This is a genomic window from Paenarthrobacter nicotinovorans (assembly GCF_007670255.1).
GTDB lineage: Bacteria > Actinomycetota > Actinomycetes > Actinomycetales > Micrococcaceae > Arthrobacter > Arthrobacter nicotinovorans_B.
The window spans coordinates 116,780-133,479 of the sequence record NZ_SZVS01000012.1; the positions used below are offsets into that span (position 1 = coordinate 116,780).

The window sequence follows — 16,700 nt, forward strand, 5'->3', positions numbered from 1 at the left end:
CTCAGCCACCCAAACCCAGCAGGCGGACGGCGTTGTCCTTGAGGATCTTCGGCCGGACCTCGTCATTCAACTGCAGGTCCGCGAACGCCCCCAACCATTTCTGCGGCGTGATCAGGGGAAAGTCCGTGCCGAACAGAACCTTGTCCTGCAGCACGTTGTTGGACAGGCGGACCAGCGACTCCGGGAAGTACTTGGGCGACCAACCGGAGAGGTCGATGAAGACGTTGGATTTGTGGGTTGCGATCGAGTTCGCCTCGTCCTGCCACGGCACCGAGGGGTGGGCCATGATGATCTGCAGGCCGGGAAAGTCAGCGGCGACAGCATCCAGCAACAGCGGATTGGAGTAGGCGAGCTTGATGCCGTAGCCGCCCGGGAGCCCTGCACCCATACCGTTTTGGCCGGTGTGGAAAACGCACGGCAAACCGAGCTCCTGGAGCGTCTCCCACAGCGGGTAGAACTGCTCGTTGGAAGGATCAAACCCTTGCAGTGAGGGGTGGAACTTGAACCCCCGGGCGCCGAGTTCAACCGCCTGCTGCTTCGCGCCGGCGATCGCGTCCTCCCCTGTTCGCGGGTCGACGCTGCCGAAGGGAATCAGGACATCGTTGTTCCTCGCCGCACCCTGGATCAGTTCCGGGATGCTGTTCGGTTCGTGCTTCAGCTGGGTGCGCGCGTCAACGGTGAAGACGACGGCGGCCATGTTCAGTTCGCGGTAGACCTCGGCGATCCTGTCCAGCGACGGTGTCCTGTCCTCGGACTTGAAGTACTTGGCAGAGGCCTCCGTCAGCGCTTCCGGAAGCGAGCCGTGGCCGCAGCTGTCCACTTCAAGATGGACGTGCATGTCGATCGCGTCCAGCTTTGCGACATCGAGACCGGGTTCATAGCGGGTAGTCATGGTCAGCGGGCCTGTGCCGGTTCGGGCTGGAGTTCCTCGGGCAGCGGCAGGAATTCCTCGCCGTAGCTCTGCAGAGTTTCCTTGCTGAACAGTTCACCAGCGCTCTCCTGCAGGGCCTCGTAGCTCCAGCCGCCCTCGCGGTATTCGGTGGTTGCCGGCGTCGGATGCGTCCACACCTGAAGCCGGTCACCTCCGGCGCCGATCGCCTGGCCGGTGATATCGGACGCTGAGTCAGAGGCGAGGAACGCAATCAGCCCGGCGACGTCGTCGGCCGTTCCAAAACCGAGGTCGTGACGGAAGAAGCGCGGCATGGCATCGCCTCGTTCGTCGGCCTCAACGGCCTTCTGGAAGTACGGGACGGTTTTGGTCATGGCGGTGGCGGCCACGGGGATGACGGAGTTGACCGTGACGCCGGCGCGCTTCATTTCCAGTGCCCAGGTGCGGACCATGCCGACGATTCCGGCTTTTGCCGCGGCGTAATTGCTCTGTCCGAAGTTCCCGCGTTGGCCGGTCGGCGAGCCGATGGTGATGATCCGACCCGGGATGTTGTTTTCCTTGAAGTAGGAGAAGGCCTCACGGACGCAGGTGAACGTGCCCTTCAAATGGACGTTGATGACCAGGTCGAAGTCCTCGTCGGTCATCTTCAGCAGGCTCTTGTCGCGGAGGATGCCCGCGTTTGTCACCAGGATGTCCAAGCGGCCGAGCGTCTCAACAGCGCCTGCTACCAGCGCCTTCGCAGCGTCCGTTGAACCTACGGGGACCACCACCGCGGTGGCTTTGCCGCCCTCGGCCTCGATCTGGGCGACCGCTTCCGCCGCGGTCTCTGCGTTCACGTCGTTGATAACGACGGCGGCACCCTGGCGGGCGAGCTCCCTCGCGTAGGCGAGTCCAAGGCCCTGACCACTTCCAGTGACGATTGCAACCTTGCCGTTCAAGCTCATGGCGTGCTCCTTCGCATGCAGTAACCGGCCGAAGCCGGTGGGGCCGATCCCACTGCGGCGTGAGATCCTTGTCATGATCAATGAGAATACGGATCATTGAGAAAGTCAACGATTGTTTTTCATTACTATTGGAGTTGTCATGGGCCTGCAAAGCACCGAAGTGGAAACCCCGCGCCTGGCCGAGGCCAAAATCGGCAGCGATGTGGGGCTGCTGCTCGCCAAGCTGCACGCCACCGGGTCCCTCCTGAATAACAAGGCACTGGCGGACTACGGGCTCCGCGAGAGGTCCTTCTCGGTCCTGACGCTGGCCTGCAGTGGACTGGAGCCGACCCAGCGGGAGCTTGCCGATTTCCTCAGCCTCGACCCCAGCCAGGTGGTCAGCCTGGTGGATGATCTTGAGCACCGCGGCCTGGTTAAAAGGGCGCAGGGCAAGCAGGACCGGCGCGCGAAGATCATCGTCTCCACCTCCGAGGGCCGGCGGATCCATAACAAGGCGCGGGCTGCGCTTGAGGTGTGCGAGCAAACACAGCTCGCTGCGCTGAACGAGGAAGAGAACGCTCAACTGAGGGCGCTGTTGAAGAAGGCGCTGTGGGGGTAGGTTGGAATGGTGCTGTGCGATTTTAATGCTCATAATTAAGCGCATTAAGTTCTTTAGTGGTCGCCTTCTTGACCATTAGGAGATATCTTGGCCCATGACCACCAAGCGCACCTCAAACAGGACGCGACGCACGGCAGGCACGATCGGCGGGCAGCTGTTGACGTGGCGCAAATTGCTCGGCCTCACGGCTGAGCAGGTGGCGGACCGGGCAGGCATTAGCCGAAACACCCTCCGCAAAATCGAGCACGGAGACTTGGGCGTGGGCCTTGAGGCTTTCCTGGATGTCGCCCGCGTGCTGGGCCTCAGCGAGCAGTTGAATACCGCATTCGATCCGTATGAAACAGACTTTGGCCGAGCCCGGGCTGATCAGGAACTCCCGGAGCGGGTGCGTCGGTGACAGAACCCGTCAACGTCGACATCCAAACACCTCAAGGCAGTGTGCATGTTGGCCATGCCTTTATAGCCGCGCGACGGGGCGTCACAACCACCAGCTTCAATTACGACGCGGACTTCCTCGGCCGACCGGATTCCTACGCCATTGATCCAGCCCTCCCAATTAAACGGGGCAGCCACTCAGTCAGGGGACTTCCGGGGGCATTCGCGGATGCATCCCCTGACCTTTGGGGCCGACACATAGTGACCAAAAGACTCCAGGCCGAATCGCGTCAGCTTGGCAAGAGCCCGCGCACCTTAACTGACAGGGACTTTCTGCTGGGTGTGTCGGACCTGACGCGGCAAGGCGCCCTGCAATTTCGGATTGGGGACGAACCACATCTGAGTGAGGGAACGGACGTGCCCAAACTCGTTCAACTGCCGGAACTCCGGCAAGCCGCTGATGACGTCGAGGTGGATCCCGACAATCTTGGCCGATCGCAACGGCGGGCAACGGATCGGTTATGTCTCCGCCATGACCATGCTTTCGGAGCAGGACGGCGGCCACGGCGATTATCTGGATCTTTTGGATGTCATCGATGAGAATTCGGAGAATCCCGATGCTGACCGCGAACAGCTGTTTCGAAGGATCGCGTTCAACGTCGTCGTGAACAACACTGATGACCATCTGCGCAATCACGGTTTTCTCCGGGGCCGCAACGGGTGGCGCCTCGCCCCGGCCTTCGATGTCAATCCAAATCCGGACGTCAATGGCGAACGCGCCACATCCATCGATGGCGCCACCAAGCGTGACGAAGCCATGCGGGCACCGCTAGGCGTCTCTGAATACTTTGTCGACGTGGATAAGCGGGATGAGATCTTGGACGCCATCCACCGTTCCGTGGCCAAATGGCAGGACGCCGCAGATGCCTGCCGCATCCCTACGGTCGAGATCGACTTGTTCACGCCACTGTTCGGCAGGCTTCCAAGGACCTGACCGAACTCCCGCGCCGTTCATGGACAGTTGCACAGCCACTCCCGAAGTCGGGATGCGATTGTCCATTTCGGCGCTCGTCGGGTTGTGTCAGGATCAGGGATCATGAGCTTCCCTCTCTTCCACGATCCCTTGCAAGGCACCGTCACTGTTGACGTCCAGCCCGTGCGTGATCCCCAGATCCACCGCCCCTCCCGCGCCGCCACGCAGGCGCCACGGTCGTCAACCCACGGGACAAGGACGCCCCGCAGCGCACGTCAGCGGGAAGTAGCAAAGGTTGCCGATGACCTCCGCGCGCTGATGGCGAGGACTACCCTCAACGGAACGCCGCGTTAAGAAGCTGCCCAGAAGGGGTACATCCTCACCATGGGCATCCACATCGGCACATCGGGCTGGAGTTACGACCACTGGGAGAACGTGCTCTATCCGCCGGGCCTTCCCGCTGCCAAGCGCCTGTCCCACTACACAGCACGATTTAACACAGTCGAGCTGAATGCCAGTTTCTACCGCTGGCCCCGCGACACCACCTTCGCAGGTTGGCGGGAAAGGCTGCCGGCGGGATTCGCCATGTCCGTCAAAGCGCCGCGCGGACTGACGCACGCCAAGAAGCTGTACAGCCCCGAGGTATGGGTGGAACGCATCGAGCGATGCTGGCACGAACTCGGTGACAAAAGGGCCGTCCTGCTGGCGCAGTTGCCGCCTGATTTTGCCCGCGATGATGCCCGGCTCGACTACTTCCTGGCCGCCCTTCCCCATTGGATCCGCGTCGCCGTCGAGTTCCGCCACGACAGCTGGGACCACCCCGATGTGTACGCGCTCCTGGAACGCCACCAGGCCGCCTACTGCATCATGAGCGGCGCCAACCTGCCATGCATCCTCCGCGCCACCGCCCCGTTCGTCTACATCCGCATGCACGGCCCGGACCACCAGCACCTCTACGGGGGCTCCTACTCAGAGGACGATTTGAGGTGGTGGGCGGACAGGATCCGCGAGTGGAGCGGCTCCGGCAAGGATGTTTACGTCTACTTCAACAACGACGGCGGTGGTAACGCCGTGCGAAACGCTGACACTCTGCGGTGGCTGCTTGGGGTCAACTGACGCAACCACTAGTTTGCACCAAGGGGCATTCAGGCCTGACAATGGCCCTGCAATTATTCCACTCATTTGTTTTATTCGTCGAGGAGTAAGTCATGAGAAGGTTGAAGAAGGCCATAGCCACTGTGGCAGGGATTTCCGCAGTGCTCGCGGCGGGGTTATTGAGCGCCGGGCCGGCCCAAGCCTCCGGGGTCACGCATCAAGGATGCACCGCATACGTCTACCGATACGGAGGATATTCCAGTTGTGTGGGCCTGATCCAGAGATCCCTCAACGGAATCGCGTCAGTCCGAGGCGGCGCCTACGGCGGTTACCAGCTCGCCGTGGACAATTCCTTCGGCTACAACACTGACACCAACGTCACCCGCTTTCAAAGGTATACAGGCATCACCGCCGATGGCATCGTCGGCAACAATACGTGGTACCAGCTATGCCGCTATGCGGGCTCCTACTCCATGTACGGGCGCGATGCCTGGTATGCGGCTTACGGCGCCGGGTGCATCGTAGAGGTACCTGTAGGCACCGGAGGGGGTTACTACAACATCTCCCGCTACTAACCCTCTCCCGCCCGGAGCTTCGCCACCAGGAACACCCCTGGCATCCATTGCTTGCGCCGGAGGCTTTGGAGCAACCCAATCCGGGCACCCAAGCCTCCGGCATTATTGGAGCACAATATTGCCCGGCGGCAGTTGACCCCCGTGGCAGCTATGCCAAGCGGGCGCGCACGATCTCGCTGACGGTCTTGCCATCAAAGCGTCCCGCAACCTTTGCGGTGACAGGCTTCATGACAGCACCGATGGACCGCATGGAGAGTTCCTGGCCTTCAGCTTTCAAGGCACTAATGGCCTCGTCCACGATCGCCTCTACCTCTTCACGCGTCAGCGCTTTGGGAAGGTACGCCTCGATGATCTCGGCCTCTGCGACTTCGGCCGCCGCACGGTCAGCCTCCCCCGCCTCGGTGTAGATCCTTGCCGTATCCCGCCGCTTCGCGGCCTCCTTCTGCAGCAGCGAGGTGACCTGGGCGTCGTCGAGCTCTACCGGCGTCTTGCCTGACTTTTCGCGGGTGGTGATTTCACCCAGGACGTTGCGAACCGTAGTCAGGGCGACTTTGTTGCCTGCCTTCATGTGGTCAACTACGTCGGCCTTCAAGCGTTCTTTGAGTGTCATGACTCTCCTCGATCGGGTTTCCTCCTGCCATCTTTCCAGCAGATGCCCTCGGGGGTTCAATATCCCGGATTTGATGCTTGCGGTCTGAATAATAAGCATGCTTAGCTTATTGGAACACTGAGCTTGGAGGAGGAACCCACTATGCCCCTTTCGGAACGTGAGCGCCGGGTTCTGCAACAGCTCGAGCGGGAGCTTTTCATCCAGGATCCCGATTTGGCCCGGCAACTGGAATCAGGCGTCCCAGTGCACGGTCCGGTCCAGCCCCGCGTCCGTGACGTCATGGCAGCCGCTTTAGGAGTCCTCTTGGTCCTGCTGGCAATCCCGTTGCACGTGGTCCCGCTTGCCCTCGTCGGCGGCTTCCTTGTGGTCTACGCCGTGGTGTCCCACAAGAAATACAAGAGCCAGTCCCCCTCAAGATTCCTTTGATGGCAGCGCCCCGGGTGGAGCCTCCGAGGGAGGTTCAACCTCCAACGGGCTGCTCACAACCACCTGGGCAGGGCTGTGCAGGAGATAGCCGTTAAGCCACGAAAACAGTGCCCGGATCTTTTGCTGCAGCCCGGACAACAGTGCCAGGTGGACCAAGAGCCACGACAAGAACGCGAAGACACCTTGCAACTGGATGCGCTTCCGGCCAAGTTCAGCCACGGCAGCGCCGCGACCCACCATTGCCATGTACCCCTTGTCCAGGTAGCGGAATGGCGTCCGGCTGCCCCCGCTGAGGTCCGCGAGGATGTTCTTTGCCGCCCACTTTCCGGCCTGCTGCGCGACTGAACCCAGCTGCGGAAGTTTGGCCCCGGTCGAGTCCGTGATGTTGGCGGCATCCCCGATGACATATACACCCTCTGCATCTGGCGCAGTCAGGTCCGGGTTGACGTCGATCCGTCCGCCCCTACCCTGGGCAAGCCCTGAGCCAGCAATGATGTCACCGGCCTTCAGGCCCCCGGCCCACACCACAATCTGCCCCGGAACGGAGCTTCCGTTAGCCAACGTCACGCCGTCGCGCCGGACCTCGGTGACCCCCACACCCATGTGAAGTTGAACGCCCACCTTCTTCAAATGCTCAGTGGCGTACTTCTGGGACTTGGACGAGAACATGGTCAGCACGCTGGGAACCATGTCCACCAGATGTACCCGGCAACGGGCCGCAAGCTCAGATGAAAAGTACTTCTGCACGACGTACTTGACGTTTTCAGCCATGGCTCCGGCGGTTTCAACACCGGTCGGACCGCCGCCAACCACCACCACGTCCACGGACATGTCCGGATTTCCATCGGCCTCATCCAACAGCCGGGTGAGCCCGGCCCCAAGCCTGGTGGCGTCCGTGACGGAATACAGGGGGAACGCCAGCTCTTCCGCACCCGGGGTATTGAAGAAGTTAGGGACAGCCCCCACGGCCAGGACCAATACTTCGGCCTTCAGGGTCTGGCCATCGGCCGTCGTGACGGTCCGTTGTGCTGCGTCCACGGATTCCACTGTGGCGGTGAGGACCTTGACCGTTTTAAGGCGACGGAACACCGAGCGCAGTGGCCGTGCAATGGCCGCCACCCCTATCTGGGAGGTAGCAACCTGATAGAGGAGGGGCTGGAACTGGTGGTAGTTGTTCGAGTCGATGAGCAAGACCTGTACACCCTTGCGGCCGAGTTCCTTGGCTGCCGCAACGCCCGCGAAACCGCCACCGACCACAATGACCTGGTATGTGTCCTTCATGCGAGCAACATACTTCACTGTCGGTCCAGGCAACAGAGGCTCCCGAACCGCCGTCGTGCGTTTATTCTCTGGACCGGTGGGTACGCAGTGGGTAGTGTTCTGCAATTCGGCAACGCACGCGAAAGGGGTGGCTTTGTGAACGAGGACGGTCTGACGGACGCCGTGCAGGAGGCCGGTGCCGTGGAATTGTTGCTGGTCCGGCATGGTGAGAGCGAAGGAAACGTGGCCGCCACCGAGGCCCGGTTGGCGGGAGCGGAGATCATCGACGTGCCCGCGAGGGACCCGGACGTAAATCTCTCGGGCACGGGCCAGGACCAAGCCAAGGCTTTGGGGACCGCGCTGGCCCGCATCGCCGAGGACCTGCGACCGGACGCTGTGGTGTCCTCCCCGTACGCACGCGCCAGGCAGACGGCGGAAATCGCCGTCGAAACTGCAGGGTGGCCCGTGAAGGTACTCACCGACGAGCGCCTCCGTGACAGGGAATTGGGCATTCTGGACAGGCTGACGAGCCTCGGCGTGAAGAACCGCTACCCCGATGAATTCGAGCGCCGTGCGTGGCTGGGCAAGCTGTACTACCGGCCGCCCGGAGGTGAGTCCTGGGCGGATGTGGCCCTGCGTCTTCGCTCGGTCCTGGACGAACTCAACACCCTGGGAACAGGCCAACGGGTGATGCTGGTCTGTCACGATGCTGTGATCCTCCTGGTCCGCTACGTGCTGGAGGGCATGTCGGAAGACGAAATCCTGGACCTCGCCGCCACCACATCAGTGCTCAATGCCTCCATCACGCGATACGTGCGCCCCACCGGGTCCGGGCCTTGGGAACTGGAGAGTTTCAACGTTGCCGACCACCTGACAGAGCAAGGTGTTACTGTCACCGAACACGCCGGGGATGCCAGTGTCCACCCGCAGTGAACCCACCCTGGTCACTCCATCGCTTCTGCGGGACTGGCCGCTCCCGGCCCCCGGCGACGATAAGTACTCGCGGGGAGCGGTCCTAGTCATCGGCGGAGCACGGGCAACCCCGGGAGCGGCCATTCTTGCCGGGACTGCGGCGCTGCGTGCGGGGGCCGGCAAAATCACGTTGGCCGTTGCCGAATCCGCCGCGGTCCAGGTGGGCGTTGCGCTGCCGGAGTGCGGTTCGATCGGGCTGCCGGAAACGGCTGGCGGTTCGCTGACGGGCGAGGGGCTGGACGTGATCTCCACCTATCTGGAACGCGCCGACACCCTGCTGGTCGGCCCTGGCTTGGACGACCCTGATCTCGCCGAGACCCTGCTTCGGACCCTGTTGGAACGGGAGGAAGCCGACGGCGGCGCGAACGCCGACCGGGGTCCCGCCGTCGTTCTTGACGCCTATGCCCTCGGAGCGCTCGCGAAGGTGGAGGACCGACTCGAACCGTGGCGCGGCCGCCTGATCCTCACCCCGAACCCTACCGAGGCCGGGGTCCTGCTTGGCAAGGATGTCAAGGATCTGGAGGCTGCCCTGATGGACATTGCCCGGCGCTTTGACGCCATGGTCAGCTGCCAGGGGTTCATCGCCGGTCCGGAAGGCACGGAGCCTGAACTTTGGAAGATCACCACCGGTTACGGCGGCCTGGGGACTTCCGGCAGCGGCGATGTCCTGGCCGGCGCGGTTGCCGGACTGAGGGCCCGCGGAACGAGCAATGCCCAGGCCGCCTGTTGGGGCACCCATCTGCATGCGGCCGCCGCGGATCGCCTGGCAAGCAAGCTGGGTCCGCTCGGATTCCTGGCCCGCGAGCTGGCCGACGAACTGCCGGCGCTGATGTTGGAACTGAACACCTGAGCCCTCGGCTAGGCTCCCAGCATGGGGACAACTAAAAGCAGCACTCAAAGATCGCGTGTCATCGCTAGTCTTGCGGGGCTCGCTGCAATAGCGGCGTTCGCCCTGACGGGAGCCCTGCAGATCCTCGTGTGGAACCCGCTCGCGGCCGTTCCCGGCGCCAGTCTGGAAGAAATCCACGAGGGGCTTGCCAAGGCCAATGAGTCTCTCTCCGCACCGGGAGTGGTGTTGTGGGCACTCATCGGAACAGGGCTCGGTGCTGCGGTGGTGGCGGGGACTGCGACACGGCGCATCCCAAGAATGCGAACGGTGGTCCTTCTCGACCTCCTCATCCTGGGGTTCGGCGCGCCGTCGTACTTTTGCGCAGCCTTCCCCGCAGGAATGGCCCTGGCAGATGCCTTCTTGATCTCCGGCGGCGACCATGCACCGTGGGGCGGGCTGCTGTATCTGGTCAGCGCGGCGGCTCTGGCGGCCGCACTGACCGTGGCTGTTATGACGAGACGGCCACGAGGCCCCCGCACCTAGGCGGGTTTCAGCAGTTCATGCTCGACGACGGCGGTACTGGACAGGGTTTTGTAGCCCTCCTGCTCGAACAGGACAGTTATCACGTCGTCCTCGTGCCGCATCACCAAGCCGGGACCCCACTCCTTGTGGATCACGGTGGACTGCAGGGGGAACAGTTGCTCCGCACCGGAATCTGCCGGGCTGCCCGCAGCCGGCTCGTCGTGCTTCCGGGCGTCATGGTTCCGGGCATCATGGTTCCGGGCGTCAGCGCAGGCATCGCAGTTGCCGCACGGCTCCGGCAGGTCTTCACCGAAATAGCCCAGCAGGAACTGGCGGCGGCAACCGTCCGTCTCGGCGTAGGCCCGCATCATGGTGAGCCGGGACTGGTCAACACGTTGCCGCGCTTCGGCCAGTTCCACCGCGCGCTTGACCAAGGTGGCGGGCTTCGCTTTGGAAGCGAGCCGGGTTCCGCGCTTGCCGCTCTTTACTGCACCGGCTTCTTCCAGCTGGTTCACCAACCCGGTAACGCGCCGCGCCGGGAAACCTGTCAGCTCCGCTATCGCCGACTTGGGAGCCGGCCCTCCAGCGTTCCTAACAACCTTCAGCACAGCTCGCAGGGCCTCGGGATCCGGTGAGTGGGTGCCGAAGAACTTGCGCAAACCCAGGTCCTCGGCCCGGTAATGAAGGATCGCCGCGGCGGCTTCACCATCACGGCCGGCCCGACCGATTTCCTGATAGTACGAGTCCAGGGACTCCGGGATGTCCGCGTGCACCACGAACCTCACGTTGGCCTTGTCGATGCCCATGCCGAAAGCCGTCGTGGCCACCACGACATCCAGTTGATCCTCCAGGAACCTCTCGTGGATGTCCTCGCGGTCGGCATCCGCGCGGCCCGCGTGATAAGCCTCCGCCCGCAGACCCTGCTCCGTCAGCTTGGCCGCGTAGCTCTCAGTGTCTTTCCGCGTGGCGGCGTAGAGCAGGCCCAGCCCTTCCGAGCCGGCAAGCTCCACCACGTGTTCCACCACGGCTTTACGCTTGGCTTTGTCCTCCTGGTGGCGCACCACCTCAAGGCTGATGTTGGGACGGTCGAAACCCCGGACCAGGCTCAAGGGATCCCGCATGCCGAGCCGCTCCACAATCTCGTCACGAACCGGTGGCGACGCCGTCGCAGTCAGGGCGATCACCGGCGGATTTCCCAAGCGTTCCCGAACGTTGCCCAGTTCAAGGTAGTCCGGGCGGAAGTCATGACCCCAGGCTGAAACACAGTGGGCCTCATCCACCACGAACATCGTGATATCCAGCTTGGCGATACGCTCGACGGTTTCCTGCTTGGCCAGTTGCTCCGGGGCGAGGAAGAGGAACACCACTTGACCCGACTCCGCTGCCTGCCACGCAGCCTCAACTTCCGTGTCGGTCCGCGAAGAGTTAACGGCGACGGCGACCCCCTCGCCAAGGTCCTCGGCGAGCCCCTCCAGTTGGTCCTCCTGCAGGGCGATGAGGGGCGAAACCACGACGGCGGGACGTTTCGTTTGTTGGTGCAGGTACAGGGCCGCGACCTGGTAGGTAGCGGATTTTCCGTACCCCGTAGGCATGACTGCCAGAACGTCCCGGCCCTCGGCCAGGGCGCTCATGCCGGCGAGTTGGCCATCGCGCAACTCCGGAAGGGAAAAGGAGGACGCCGCGAGGGCAGTCAGGTCAAAGTCAGCTGACATGGAAGATATGGCTCCGCTTGGTGGTTCCTGCGGCCACCTGCATCAGCCGAGATCTCCAGCCTAGCGCGAGCCGGAGGGAAGCGTCTTTTCGCCGGATGGGACCTGTGGATAACCGCTGCGGGTTTCTTGAGGGTTTCCTGAGGAAGTGTTGCGGGTTTGCAGGATTTGTTCTTGATCCAGGCCCGGCACAGTAATTCCTGTCAGCCACACAGGCTGGAACAACAGGCCGGCCGGTCCCACGGTGGCCACAGGAAAGGAACACTGATCCCCATGGCCATCAGCCTCAAAACCACCACCGGCAAAATCCTCGCCTCCGTCGCACTGGTCGGCACCGCAGCCGCCGTCGCCGGCATGGGAACCTACGGCGCGTTCACCTCCTCGACCTCCGCCTCCCAAGCCGTCACCGCAGGCACCGTCACCATCGCCCTGGGCGCCCCCGGCCCCGCCAACACCCTCAACGTCCCCATCGCAGGGCTCCTGCCCGGGGACAAAGTCGAAAAACTCGTCACCCTGGCCAACACCGGCAACTCCGACCTGAACAACGTCACCCTCACCACCACCGCCGGCACCACCGGGTCCCTGCTCACCACCGACACCACCAACGGCCTGCAACTGACCATCGAAAACTGCTCCGTGGCCTGGACCGGTGCGGCCGCCCCCTACACCTGCGGCGGAACCAAAACCACCGTCCTGGCCTCGGCGCCGGTCATCACAGCGAACAAGGTCCTCAACAACCTCACCTCCCTGACCTCGGCCAAGACCGACAACCTCAAAGTCACCACCGCGTTCCCCACCACCGCGGACAACACCTTCCAAGGCGCCACCTCCACCATCGCGTTCGCCTTCACCGGCACCCAACGCACCGAAACCACCAAATAACCCCTCCCAGACCCCGGAAACCGGCCCGCTTGCCCTTCGGGCCGGTTCCCGGCCATTCCTGAGCCGTTCCTGTGCCGGGCGCCACACGCTTCCTGGACTCTTGAGCGGACCTTGAGGCTACGAAGGGTTCTTTCCTGAGGTCCGCTTGGGAGACTTGGAACAACGCAATCCACACCATCGAAAACGGAAGTGACGACACATCATGCACGTCAAGCCCATCCTCTGGCGGGTACCGGCCACTTTTGTGGCCCTCCTGCTCGTGCTGATGGGCTTTTCCCTGTCACCGGCCCATGCGCAGTTCAACGACACCGAAAGCGCCGGCATGCCAGTGGCCGCTGCCAAGATCCAGGCACCGGCCGCCAACACTGTTTCGGTGACCAAGAGCTGTGACTCTTTCTTGTGGTTCGGCCAGGCCAAGATCAGCGTCGGCAGCTACACGGCCATTACGTACGCCAACTACTACGAGCTCAAGGTCATTGATCCTGATGGCGTCGTGCAGTTCACCGGCGACCTGAGCAAGACAGCCGGCAGGTCCTACAGTTCCGGAGTCCAGAATGCTGCGAACCTCAGTGGAACATGGACCTACCAGATCCGTGGCTACTACAAGGTTCCCAACTCCACCAACAGCTGGGCTGGCCTGCCCCTTACCGGTACGCTGAACTGCCCCTGAGTGCCGCTGCCAACGCCTTAGATCGGGTTGCCGAACTCCCGGATGGTTATCCCCGTAAAGTTCGCCGGACCGCCGTCGGAATAGAGGGAGATACCCGTATCGCCGTCCGTAAAGTGGACCTGCTGCGAAAGTACTGTGTGCCCCGCATTGACGAACACTTCCACGCTCTGCTTGTCCACGAAGATCCGCAGGTGCACTGAACGGGCACCGGCGTCGATCGGCGCGGCAGCCCGCGTGAAAGGAACCAAGGAGTACCCGTTCAGGTCCGAGGGGCTCCGATCGACGTACACCTCGTTGCCGTACTTACCGATGTTGGTATGCCGCGATCCATCTGCGGAGCGCCCTACGGATACGCCCACGTTCGCTGCGGTATCCCAGGCAATGTCCAGTTCAAGCTCGTAGGCGCGGCCGGTCCATGGCAGGACGTAGCTGCCGTTGACGGCCCTATTGGGAAGGGTGGTTGTTGCGGTGACGTATCCACTGAGAGCGCTGACCGGCGTGCTCAGCAGGGAGTACCAGCCGCCGCCCTGTTTCTCCAGGCGAAGCTCGCGCGTGATGGAGTTCTGGCCGTTGTAGCCATCAGAGACATCAGTGGGGACGTCGCGGGCGGCATACTTCCAGTTGTTCATCCATGCCGTCGCCAGCCGCTTGGTGTCCGGGGCATCCACCGACGGCCAGGTCACCGCGGCGTACCAGTCCCAGCCCCAGTCGAGCCACTGCGGGGTGAGGTTGTCCGCCACGAACGACGTGCCGTTCCACGTTCCCATCCAGTACGCGTAGGTCATGGGCAGACCAATGCTGTACGCGTCCATGCTCGCGGCGAAAACCCAGTGGCGGGTGCCGTCTCCCGCCGTCATTTCGAACAGGTCGGGACACTCGATACCTCCAAGCGCGTGGTTGGGGTAGTCAAAGTTGGATTTCCACTGCCAGTTCTTGAGGTTCGGCGAGGTATAGAACGCGGCGTACCTTGCGCGTCCGATCACGCACACCCATTCACCGCGTACCGCATCCCAATGAATCTTCGGGTCACGGAACCATTCGGCGTTATCAATCTCGGCCTGGGTAGTTGCGGTCCGGCCGTCTGTGTTGACGATCACCGGGTCCGCGAGCGCGGTGAAGGTGTAGCCGCCGTCCGTGGACCAGTACAGGTACTGCTCCTGGTACTTGCGGATGCCGTCCGTCGGCTTGGTAGCCAGTACGACGACGGCCCCGGCACCAAAGCCGGCGGTGTTGGCGCTGTCCACCACCCCTGATCCGGACCATACGGGGAAGTTCGGTTGGAGCGGAAGGACGGCACCGTGGTGGGCGAACGACACCCCGTCGGTTGTGGTCGCGTGGTCCCAACCGCCTTGGCCGTTGTTGATGCTGGAGTGCAGGTAGTAGAGCTGGTAGGCCCCGTTCGTGTACACCGGTCGCTGCGGGTCACAAAGCCATCCCGATGGCGGGGTCATGTGATAGACCGCCCGCTGGGACCCGGAGGCCCTGGCTGGAGCGGCGGCCGCTCCACCCATGAGGAGCGCCAGGGCACCGGCTCCAGTTCCTTGCAGGATGGTTCGTCGTGAAAATTCGGGCGTCATGAAGTGGTTTCCTCTCAAGCATTCATTGGTTGAGAACGCGATGGCGGAGCGGACACAGCTGCGCATCCGGGCACGCCAAAGTGCGCCATCAAAGGGGCTGGATTACTTCGTTTGGAAGGCTTTCCCGGTGTGTCCGCTCGGCGTCGAGGGGACACGGGTGTGCCGTCGGTAGCAAGGACGTTAGCGGCTTGGGGTTTCGCTGGTCAAGCGTTTTAGCGAAGAAAGTTCCTGTCGAGAATTAACTTTGCTAAAACGCTTGATCAGGTAGTGTGACCTGCGCTACCTTCATGGTGATCAAACGCTTTAGCAGAATGGACATCAGCGCAGATGAAACGCCCAGTCTTCTTCCAACCCGCCAACGGCTGGGTCGGAGACCTTATCCCCTTCGAGAAAGACGGGGAGTTCTGGCTCTTCTACCTCCACGAAGTACGCTCGGACCCCAAACCCGGCACCTCCTGGAACCTCATCACCACCAAGGACCTCACTCAGTTCGAGGATCACGGAGTCGCCCTCCCCCATGGAACCACCGCCGAACTGGACTTCAACGCCTACACGGGCAGCGTCGTCGTCGATGAATCCGGTGTCCACCACCTGTTCTACACCGGCCAGAACCCCCGCAACCTCGGCGCCGATGGCCTCCCCCTCCAACTGGTCATGCACGCCACCAGCACCGACGGCATGCAGAGCTGGACCAAGCACCCGGAACTGACATTCGGCGCTCCGGAAGGCTATGAGTCCGGAGACTGGCGGGATCCGTTCGTCTTCCGCGACGAGACCAAAGGCCAGTGGCGGATGCTGCTCGCAGCCCGGCACTCAACCGGCCCGGAACGGCGCCGCGGCGTGATCGCCCAGTGCCTTTCCACGGACCTGATGACCTGGGAGCACGCCGAGCCCTTCTGGGATCCGCGCCGCTACATCACCCACGAATGCCCGGACGTCTTCCAGTGGGGCGACTGGTGGTACATGGTGTACTCCGAGTTCTCCGAGTCCTTCACCACCAGGTACAGGATGGCGAAGAGCCCCGACGGCCCGTGGACGGTGCCGACCTTGGACAGCATTGATGGCAGGGCCTTCTATGCATCGAAAACCGCTGAACGCGACGGTCGGCGTTTCTTCTTCGGCTGGATCGCCAGCAAGGAAGGAAACAGGGACCAAGGGCCCTGGGAATGGGCCGGCACTATGTCAATCCTGGAAGCCCGGCAGAATCCGGACGGCACCCTCGGCTTCTCCTTCAGCGACGAGCTGGTGGAGAGCTTCTGGGAAGACGTGCCGGTGTCCCTGACCTCGGAATTGCCGGCGCGCTTGGACGTGCCGGACAGCTACGCCGCGCTGGTCTCGCAGGAAGAGCTGCCTTCGCAGTTCTACGCGAAAGCGGTGCTGGACATCGCAGCCGACACCACCGAATGCGGGCTGCTCCTGCGGTCAAGCCACGACGGCGACCAGTCCTACATCCTGCGCCTGGAGCCCAAGCGCAACCGCCTCGTCTTCGACCGGTGGCCGCGCACCATCACCGGCGACGCACAGTGGCACGTCTCCGGAGACGTCCCGTTCGACATCGAACTGGAGCGCCCCTGCAATCTCGCCCCCGGCGAGCACAGCCTCGAGGTGATTGTCGACGGCGACACGTGCGTCGCCGTCGTCGACCGCCAGGTTGCGCTCAGCGCAAGAATCTACGACCTGACGACGGGACGGATCGGCGTCTTCGCCGGCGAAGGTTCAGTCACCGTCACCGAACTTGAAATCCGCCAACGCACCGAAAACTAAGCACCCCAACCCCAACCTCTGTTCCAATCA

General features: G+C 62.8%; 20 protein-coding genes. 14 read left to right on the top strand and 6 right to left on the bottom strand.

Features of this window, described 5'->3' with window-relative positions:
- Window position 1: 1 nt before the first annotated feature.
- A complete protein-coding gene (locus FDP28_RS17080) occupies window positions 2-892 on the bottom strand; it encodes an amidohydrolase family protein (protein WP_144662781.1) in 891 nt (296 codons plus the stop codon).
- Between the two features lie 2 nt (window positions 893-894).
- Entirely contained in the window at window positions 895-1,833 is a 939-nt protein-coding gene (locus FDP28_RS17085; RefSeq protein WP_144662783.1) for an SDR family NAD(P)-dependent oxidoreductase, read from the bottom strand.
- A gap of 139 nt (window positions 1,834-1,972) precedes the next feature.
- Between FDP28_RS17085 and FDP28_RS17090 the strand changes: the two genes are divergently transcribed.
- The 7 genes from FDP28_RS17090 to FDP28_RS17120 all read left to right on the top strand — a co-directional run bounded on the left by FDP28_RS17090 (window position 1,973) and on the right by FDP28_RS17120 (window position 5,449).
- Window positions 1,973-2,431: a MarR family winged helix-turn-helix transcriptional regulator gene (locus FDP28_RS17090; protein ID WP_144662785.1), complete on the top strand. Its 459-nt coding sequence runs from the start codon at window positions 1,973-1,975 to the stop codon at window positions 2,429-2,431.
- Between the two features lie 94 nt (window positions 2,432-2,525).
- Window positions 2,526-2,828 (top strand): helix-turn-helix domain-containing protein, encoded by a 303-nt coding sequence (locus FDP28_RS17095; protein ID WP_144662787.1) that lies wholly within the window; start codon window positions 2,526-2,528, stop codon window positions 2,826-2,828.
- 41 nt (window positions 2,829-2,869) lie between these two features.
- A complete protein-coding gene (locus FDP28_RS20995) occupies window positions 2,870-3,406 on the top strand; it encodes a HipA N-terminal domain-containing protein (protein ID WP_397321063.1) in 537 nt (178 codons plus the stop codon).
- Window positions 3,294-3,800, top strand: a complete 507-nt coding sequence (locus FDP28_RS17105; protein ID WP_260842511.1) for a type II toxin-antitoxin system HipA family toxin — start codon at window positions 3,294-3,296, stop codon at window positions 3,798-3,800. Before FDP28_RS20995 ends, FDP28_RS17105 begins: the two co-directional genes overlap by 113 nt.
- 102 nt (window positions 3,801-3,902) lie before the next feature.
- Window positions 3,903-4,133, top strand: a complete 231-nt coding sequence (locus FDP28_RS17110; RefSeq protein ID WP_144662793.1) for a hypothetical protein — start codon at window positions 3,903-3,905, stop codon at window positions 4,131-4,133.
- 30 nt (window positions 4,134-4,163) lie between these two features.
- Window positions 4,164-4,895, top strand: coding sequence for a DUF72 domain-containing protein (locus FDP28_RS17115; protein ID WP_144662795.1), 732 nt, complete (start codon window positions 4,164-4,166; stop codon window positions 4,893-4,895).
- Window positions 4,896-4,987: 92 nt separating this feature from the next.
- Complete coding sequence (locus tag FDP28_RS17120; protein ID WP_144662797.1) at window positions 4,988-5,449, top strand: peptidoglycan-binding domain-containing protein; 462 nt, start codon at window positions 4,988-4,990, stop codon at window positions 5,447-5,449.
- 148 nt (window positions 5,450-5,597) lie between these two features.
- On the opposite strand, the gene FDP28_RS17125 is transcribed toward FDP28_RS17120, so the two are convergent.
- Entirely contained in the window at window positions 5,598-6,059 is a 462-nt protein-coding gene (locus FDP28_RS17125; RefSeq protein ID WP_144662799.1) for a GatB/YqeY domain-containing protein, read from the bottom strand.
- Window positions 6,060-6,200: 141 nt separating this feature from the next.
- Here FDP28_RS17125 and FDP28_RS17130 point away from each other — a divergent pair, with 141 nt between their 5' ends.
- Window positions 6,201-6,485 carry a DUF3040 domain-containing protein gene (locus FDP28_RS17130; RefSeq protein ID WP_144662801.1) on the top strand — a complete coding sequence of 95 codons (285 nt, stop codon included), beginning with the start codon at window positions 6,201-6,203 and terminating at the stop codon, window positions 6,483-6,485.
- Here the strand turns inward: FDP28_RS17130 and FDP28_RS17135 are convergent.
- Complete coding sequence (locus tag FDP28_RS17135; RefSeq protein ID WP_144662803.1) at window positions 6,471-7,766, bottom strand: NAD(P)/FAD-dependent oxidoreductase; 1,296 nt, start codon at window positions 7,764-7,766, stop codon at window positions 6,471-6,473. The genes FDP28_RS17130 and FDP28_RS17135 overlap by 15 nt on opposite strands.
- Window positions 7,767-7,901: 135 nt before the next feature.
- Between FDP28_RS17135 and FDP28_RS17140 the strand changes: the two genes are divergently transcribed.
- Genes FDP28_RS17140 through FDP28_RS17150 form a run of 3 tightly spaced genes read left to right on the top strand, consistent with a single transcriptional unit; the run spans window position 7,902 to window position 10,089 of the window.
- Entirely contained in the window at window positions 7,902-8,678 is a 777-nt protein-coding gene (locus FDP28_RS17140; RefSeq protein WP_186313671.1) for a histidine phosphatase family protein, read from the top strand.
- The gene (locus FDP28_RS17145) at window positions 8,656-9,567 is read left to right on the top strand and encodes an NAD(P)H-hydrate dehydratase (protein WP_144662805.1); all 912 of its coding nucleotides are present in this window, start codon (window positions 8,656-8,658) and stop codon (window positions 9,565-9,567) included. Before FDP28_RS17140 ends, FDP28_RS17145 begins: the two co-directional genes overlap by 23 nt.
- Window positions 9,568-9,588: 21 nt before the next feature.
- A complete protein-coding gene (locus FDP28_RS17150) occupies window positions 9,589-10,089 on the top strand; it encodes a hypothetical protein (RefSeq protein WP_144662807.1) in 501 nt (166 codons plus the stop codon).
- Here FDP28_RS17150 and FDP28_RS17155 read toward each other — a convergent pair.
- Entirely contained in the window at window positions 10,086-11,780 is a 1,695-nt protein-coding gene (locus FDP28_RS17155; protein WP_144662809.1) for a RecQ family ATP-dependent DNA helicase, read from the bottom strand. The two genes, FDP28_RS17150 and FDP28_RS17155, sit on opposite strands and share 4 nt — an antisense overlap.
- A 270-nt stretch (window positions 11,781-12,050) precedes the next feature.
- Between FDP28_RS17155 and FDP28_RS17160 the strand changes: the two genes are divergently transcribed.
- The gene (locus tag FDP28_RS17160; protein WP_144662811.1) at window positions 12,051-12,659 is read left to right on the top strand and encodes a TasA family protein; all 609 of its coding nucleotides are present in this window, start codon (window positions 12,051-12,053) and stop codon (window positions 12,657-12,659) included.
- 202 nt (window positions 12,660-12,861) lie between these two features.
- Window positions 12,862-13,329, top strand: a complete 468-nt coding sequence (locus FDP28_RS17165) for a hypothetical protein (RefSeq protein WP_144662813.1) — start codon at window positions 12,862-12,864, stop codon at window positions 13,327-13,329.
- A gap of 17 nt (window positions 13,330-13,346) precedes the next feature.
- Here the strand turns inward: FDP28_RS17165 and FDP28_RS17170 are convergent, their stop codons facing one another.
- Window positions 13,347-14,906 (bottom strand): glycoside hydrolase family 32 protein, encoded by a 1,560-nt coding sequence (locus FDP28_RS17170; protein WP_144662815.1) that lies wholly within the window; start codon window positions 14,904-14,906, stop codon window positions 13,347-13,349.
- A gap of 327 nt (window positions 14,907-15,233) precedes the next feature.
- On the opposite strand from FDP28_RS17170, the gene FDP28_RS17175 reads away from it, so the two are divergent.
- The gene (locus FDP28_RS17175; RefSeq protein ID WP_144662817.1) at window positions 15,234-16,670 is read left to right on the top strand and encodes a glycoside hydrolase family protein; all 1,437 of its coding nucleotides are present in this window, start codon (window positions 15,234-15,236) and stop codon (window positions 16,668-16,670) included.
- Window positions 16,671-16,700 lie beyond the last annotated feature (30 nt).

Excerpts from the sequence above, each read along its gene's own strand:
- FDP28_RS17080 (WP_144662781.1), bottom strand. The coding sequence starts at position 892 with ATGACTACCCGCTATGAACCCGGTCTCGATGTCGCAAAGCTGGACGCG.
- FDP28_RS17085 (WP_144662783.1), bottom strand. The coding sequence starts at position 1,833 with ATGAGCTTGAACGGCAAGGTTGCAATCGTCACTGGAAGTGGTCAGGGC.
- FDP28_RS17090 (WP_144662785.1), top strand. The coding sequence starts at position 1,973 with ATGGGCCTGCAAAGCACCGAAGTGGAAACCCCGCGCCTGGCCGAGGCC.
- FDP28_RS17095 (WP_144662787.1), top strand. The coding sequence starts at position 2,526 with ATGACCACCAAGCGCACCTCAAACAGGACGCGACGCACGGCAGGCACG.
- FDP28_RS17110 (WP_144662793.1), top strand. The coding sequence starts at position 3,903 with ATGAGCTTCCCTCTCTTCCACGATCCCTTGCAAGGCACCGTCACTGTT.
- FDP28_RS17115 (WP_144662795.1), top strand. The coding sequence starts at position 4,164 with ATGGGCATCCACATCGGCACATCGGGCTGGAGTTACGACCACTGGGAG.
- FDP28_RS17120 (WP_144662797.1), top strand. The coding sequence starts at position 4,988 with ATGAGAAGGTTGAAGAAGGCCATAGCCACTGTGGCAGGGATTTCCGCA.
- FDP28_RS17125 (WP_144662799.1), bottom strand. The coding sequence starts at position 6,059 with ATGACACTCAAAGAACGCTTGAAGGCCGACGTAGTTGACCACATGAAG.
- FDP28_RS17130 (WP_144662801.1), top strand. The coding sequence starts at position 6,201 with ATGCCCCTTTCGGAACGTGAGCGCCGGGTTCTGCAACAGCTCGAGCGG.
- FDP28_RS17135 (WP_144662803.1), bottom strand. The coding sequence starts at position 7,766 with ATGAAGGACACATACCAGGTCATTGTGGTCGGTGGCGGTTTCGCGGGC.
- FDP28_RS17145 (WP_144662805.1), top strand. The coding sequence starts at position 8,656 with ATGCCAGTGTCCACCCGCAGTGAACCCACCCTGGTCACTCCATCGCTT.
- FDP28_RS17150 (WP_144662807.1), top strand. The coding sequence starts at position 9,589 with ATGGGGACAACTAAAAGCAGCACTCAAAGATCGCGTGTCATCGCTAGT.
- FDP28_RS17155 (WP_144662809.1), bottom strand. The coding sequence starts at position 11,780 with ATGTCAGCTGACTTTGACCTGACTGCCCTCGCGGCGTCCTCCTTTTCC.
- FDP28_RS17160 (WP_144662811.1), top strand. The coding sequence starts at position 12,051 with ATGGCCATCAGCCTCAAAACCACCACCGGCAAAATCCTCGCCTCCGTC.
- FDP28_RS17165 (WP_144662813.1), top strand. The coding sequence starts at position 12,862 with ATGCACGTCAAGCCCATCCTCTGGCGGGTACCGGCCACTTTTGTGGCC.
- FDP28_RS17170 (WP_144662815.1), bottom strand. The coding sequence starts at position 14,906 with ATGACGCCCGAATTTTCACGACGAACCATCCTGCAAGGAACTGGAGCC.
- FDP28_RS17175 (WP_144662817.1), top strand. The coding sequence starts at position 15,234 with ATGAAACGCCCAGTCTTCTTCCAACCCGCCAACGGCTGGGTCGGAGAC.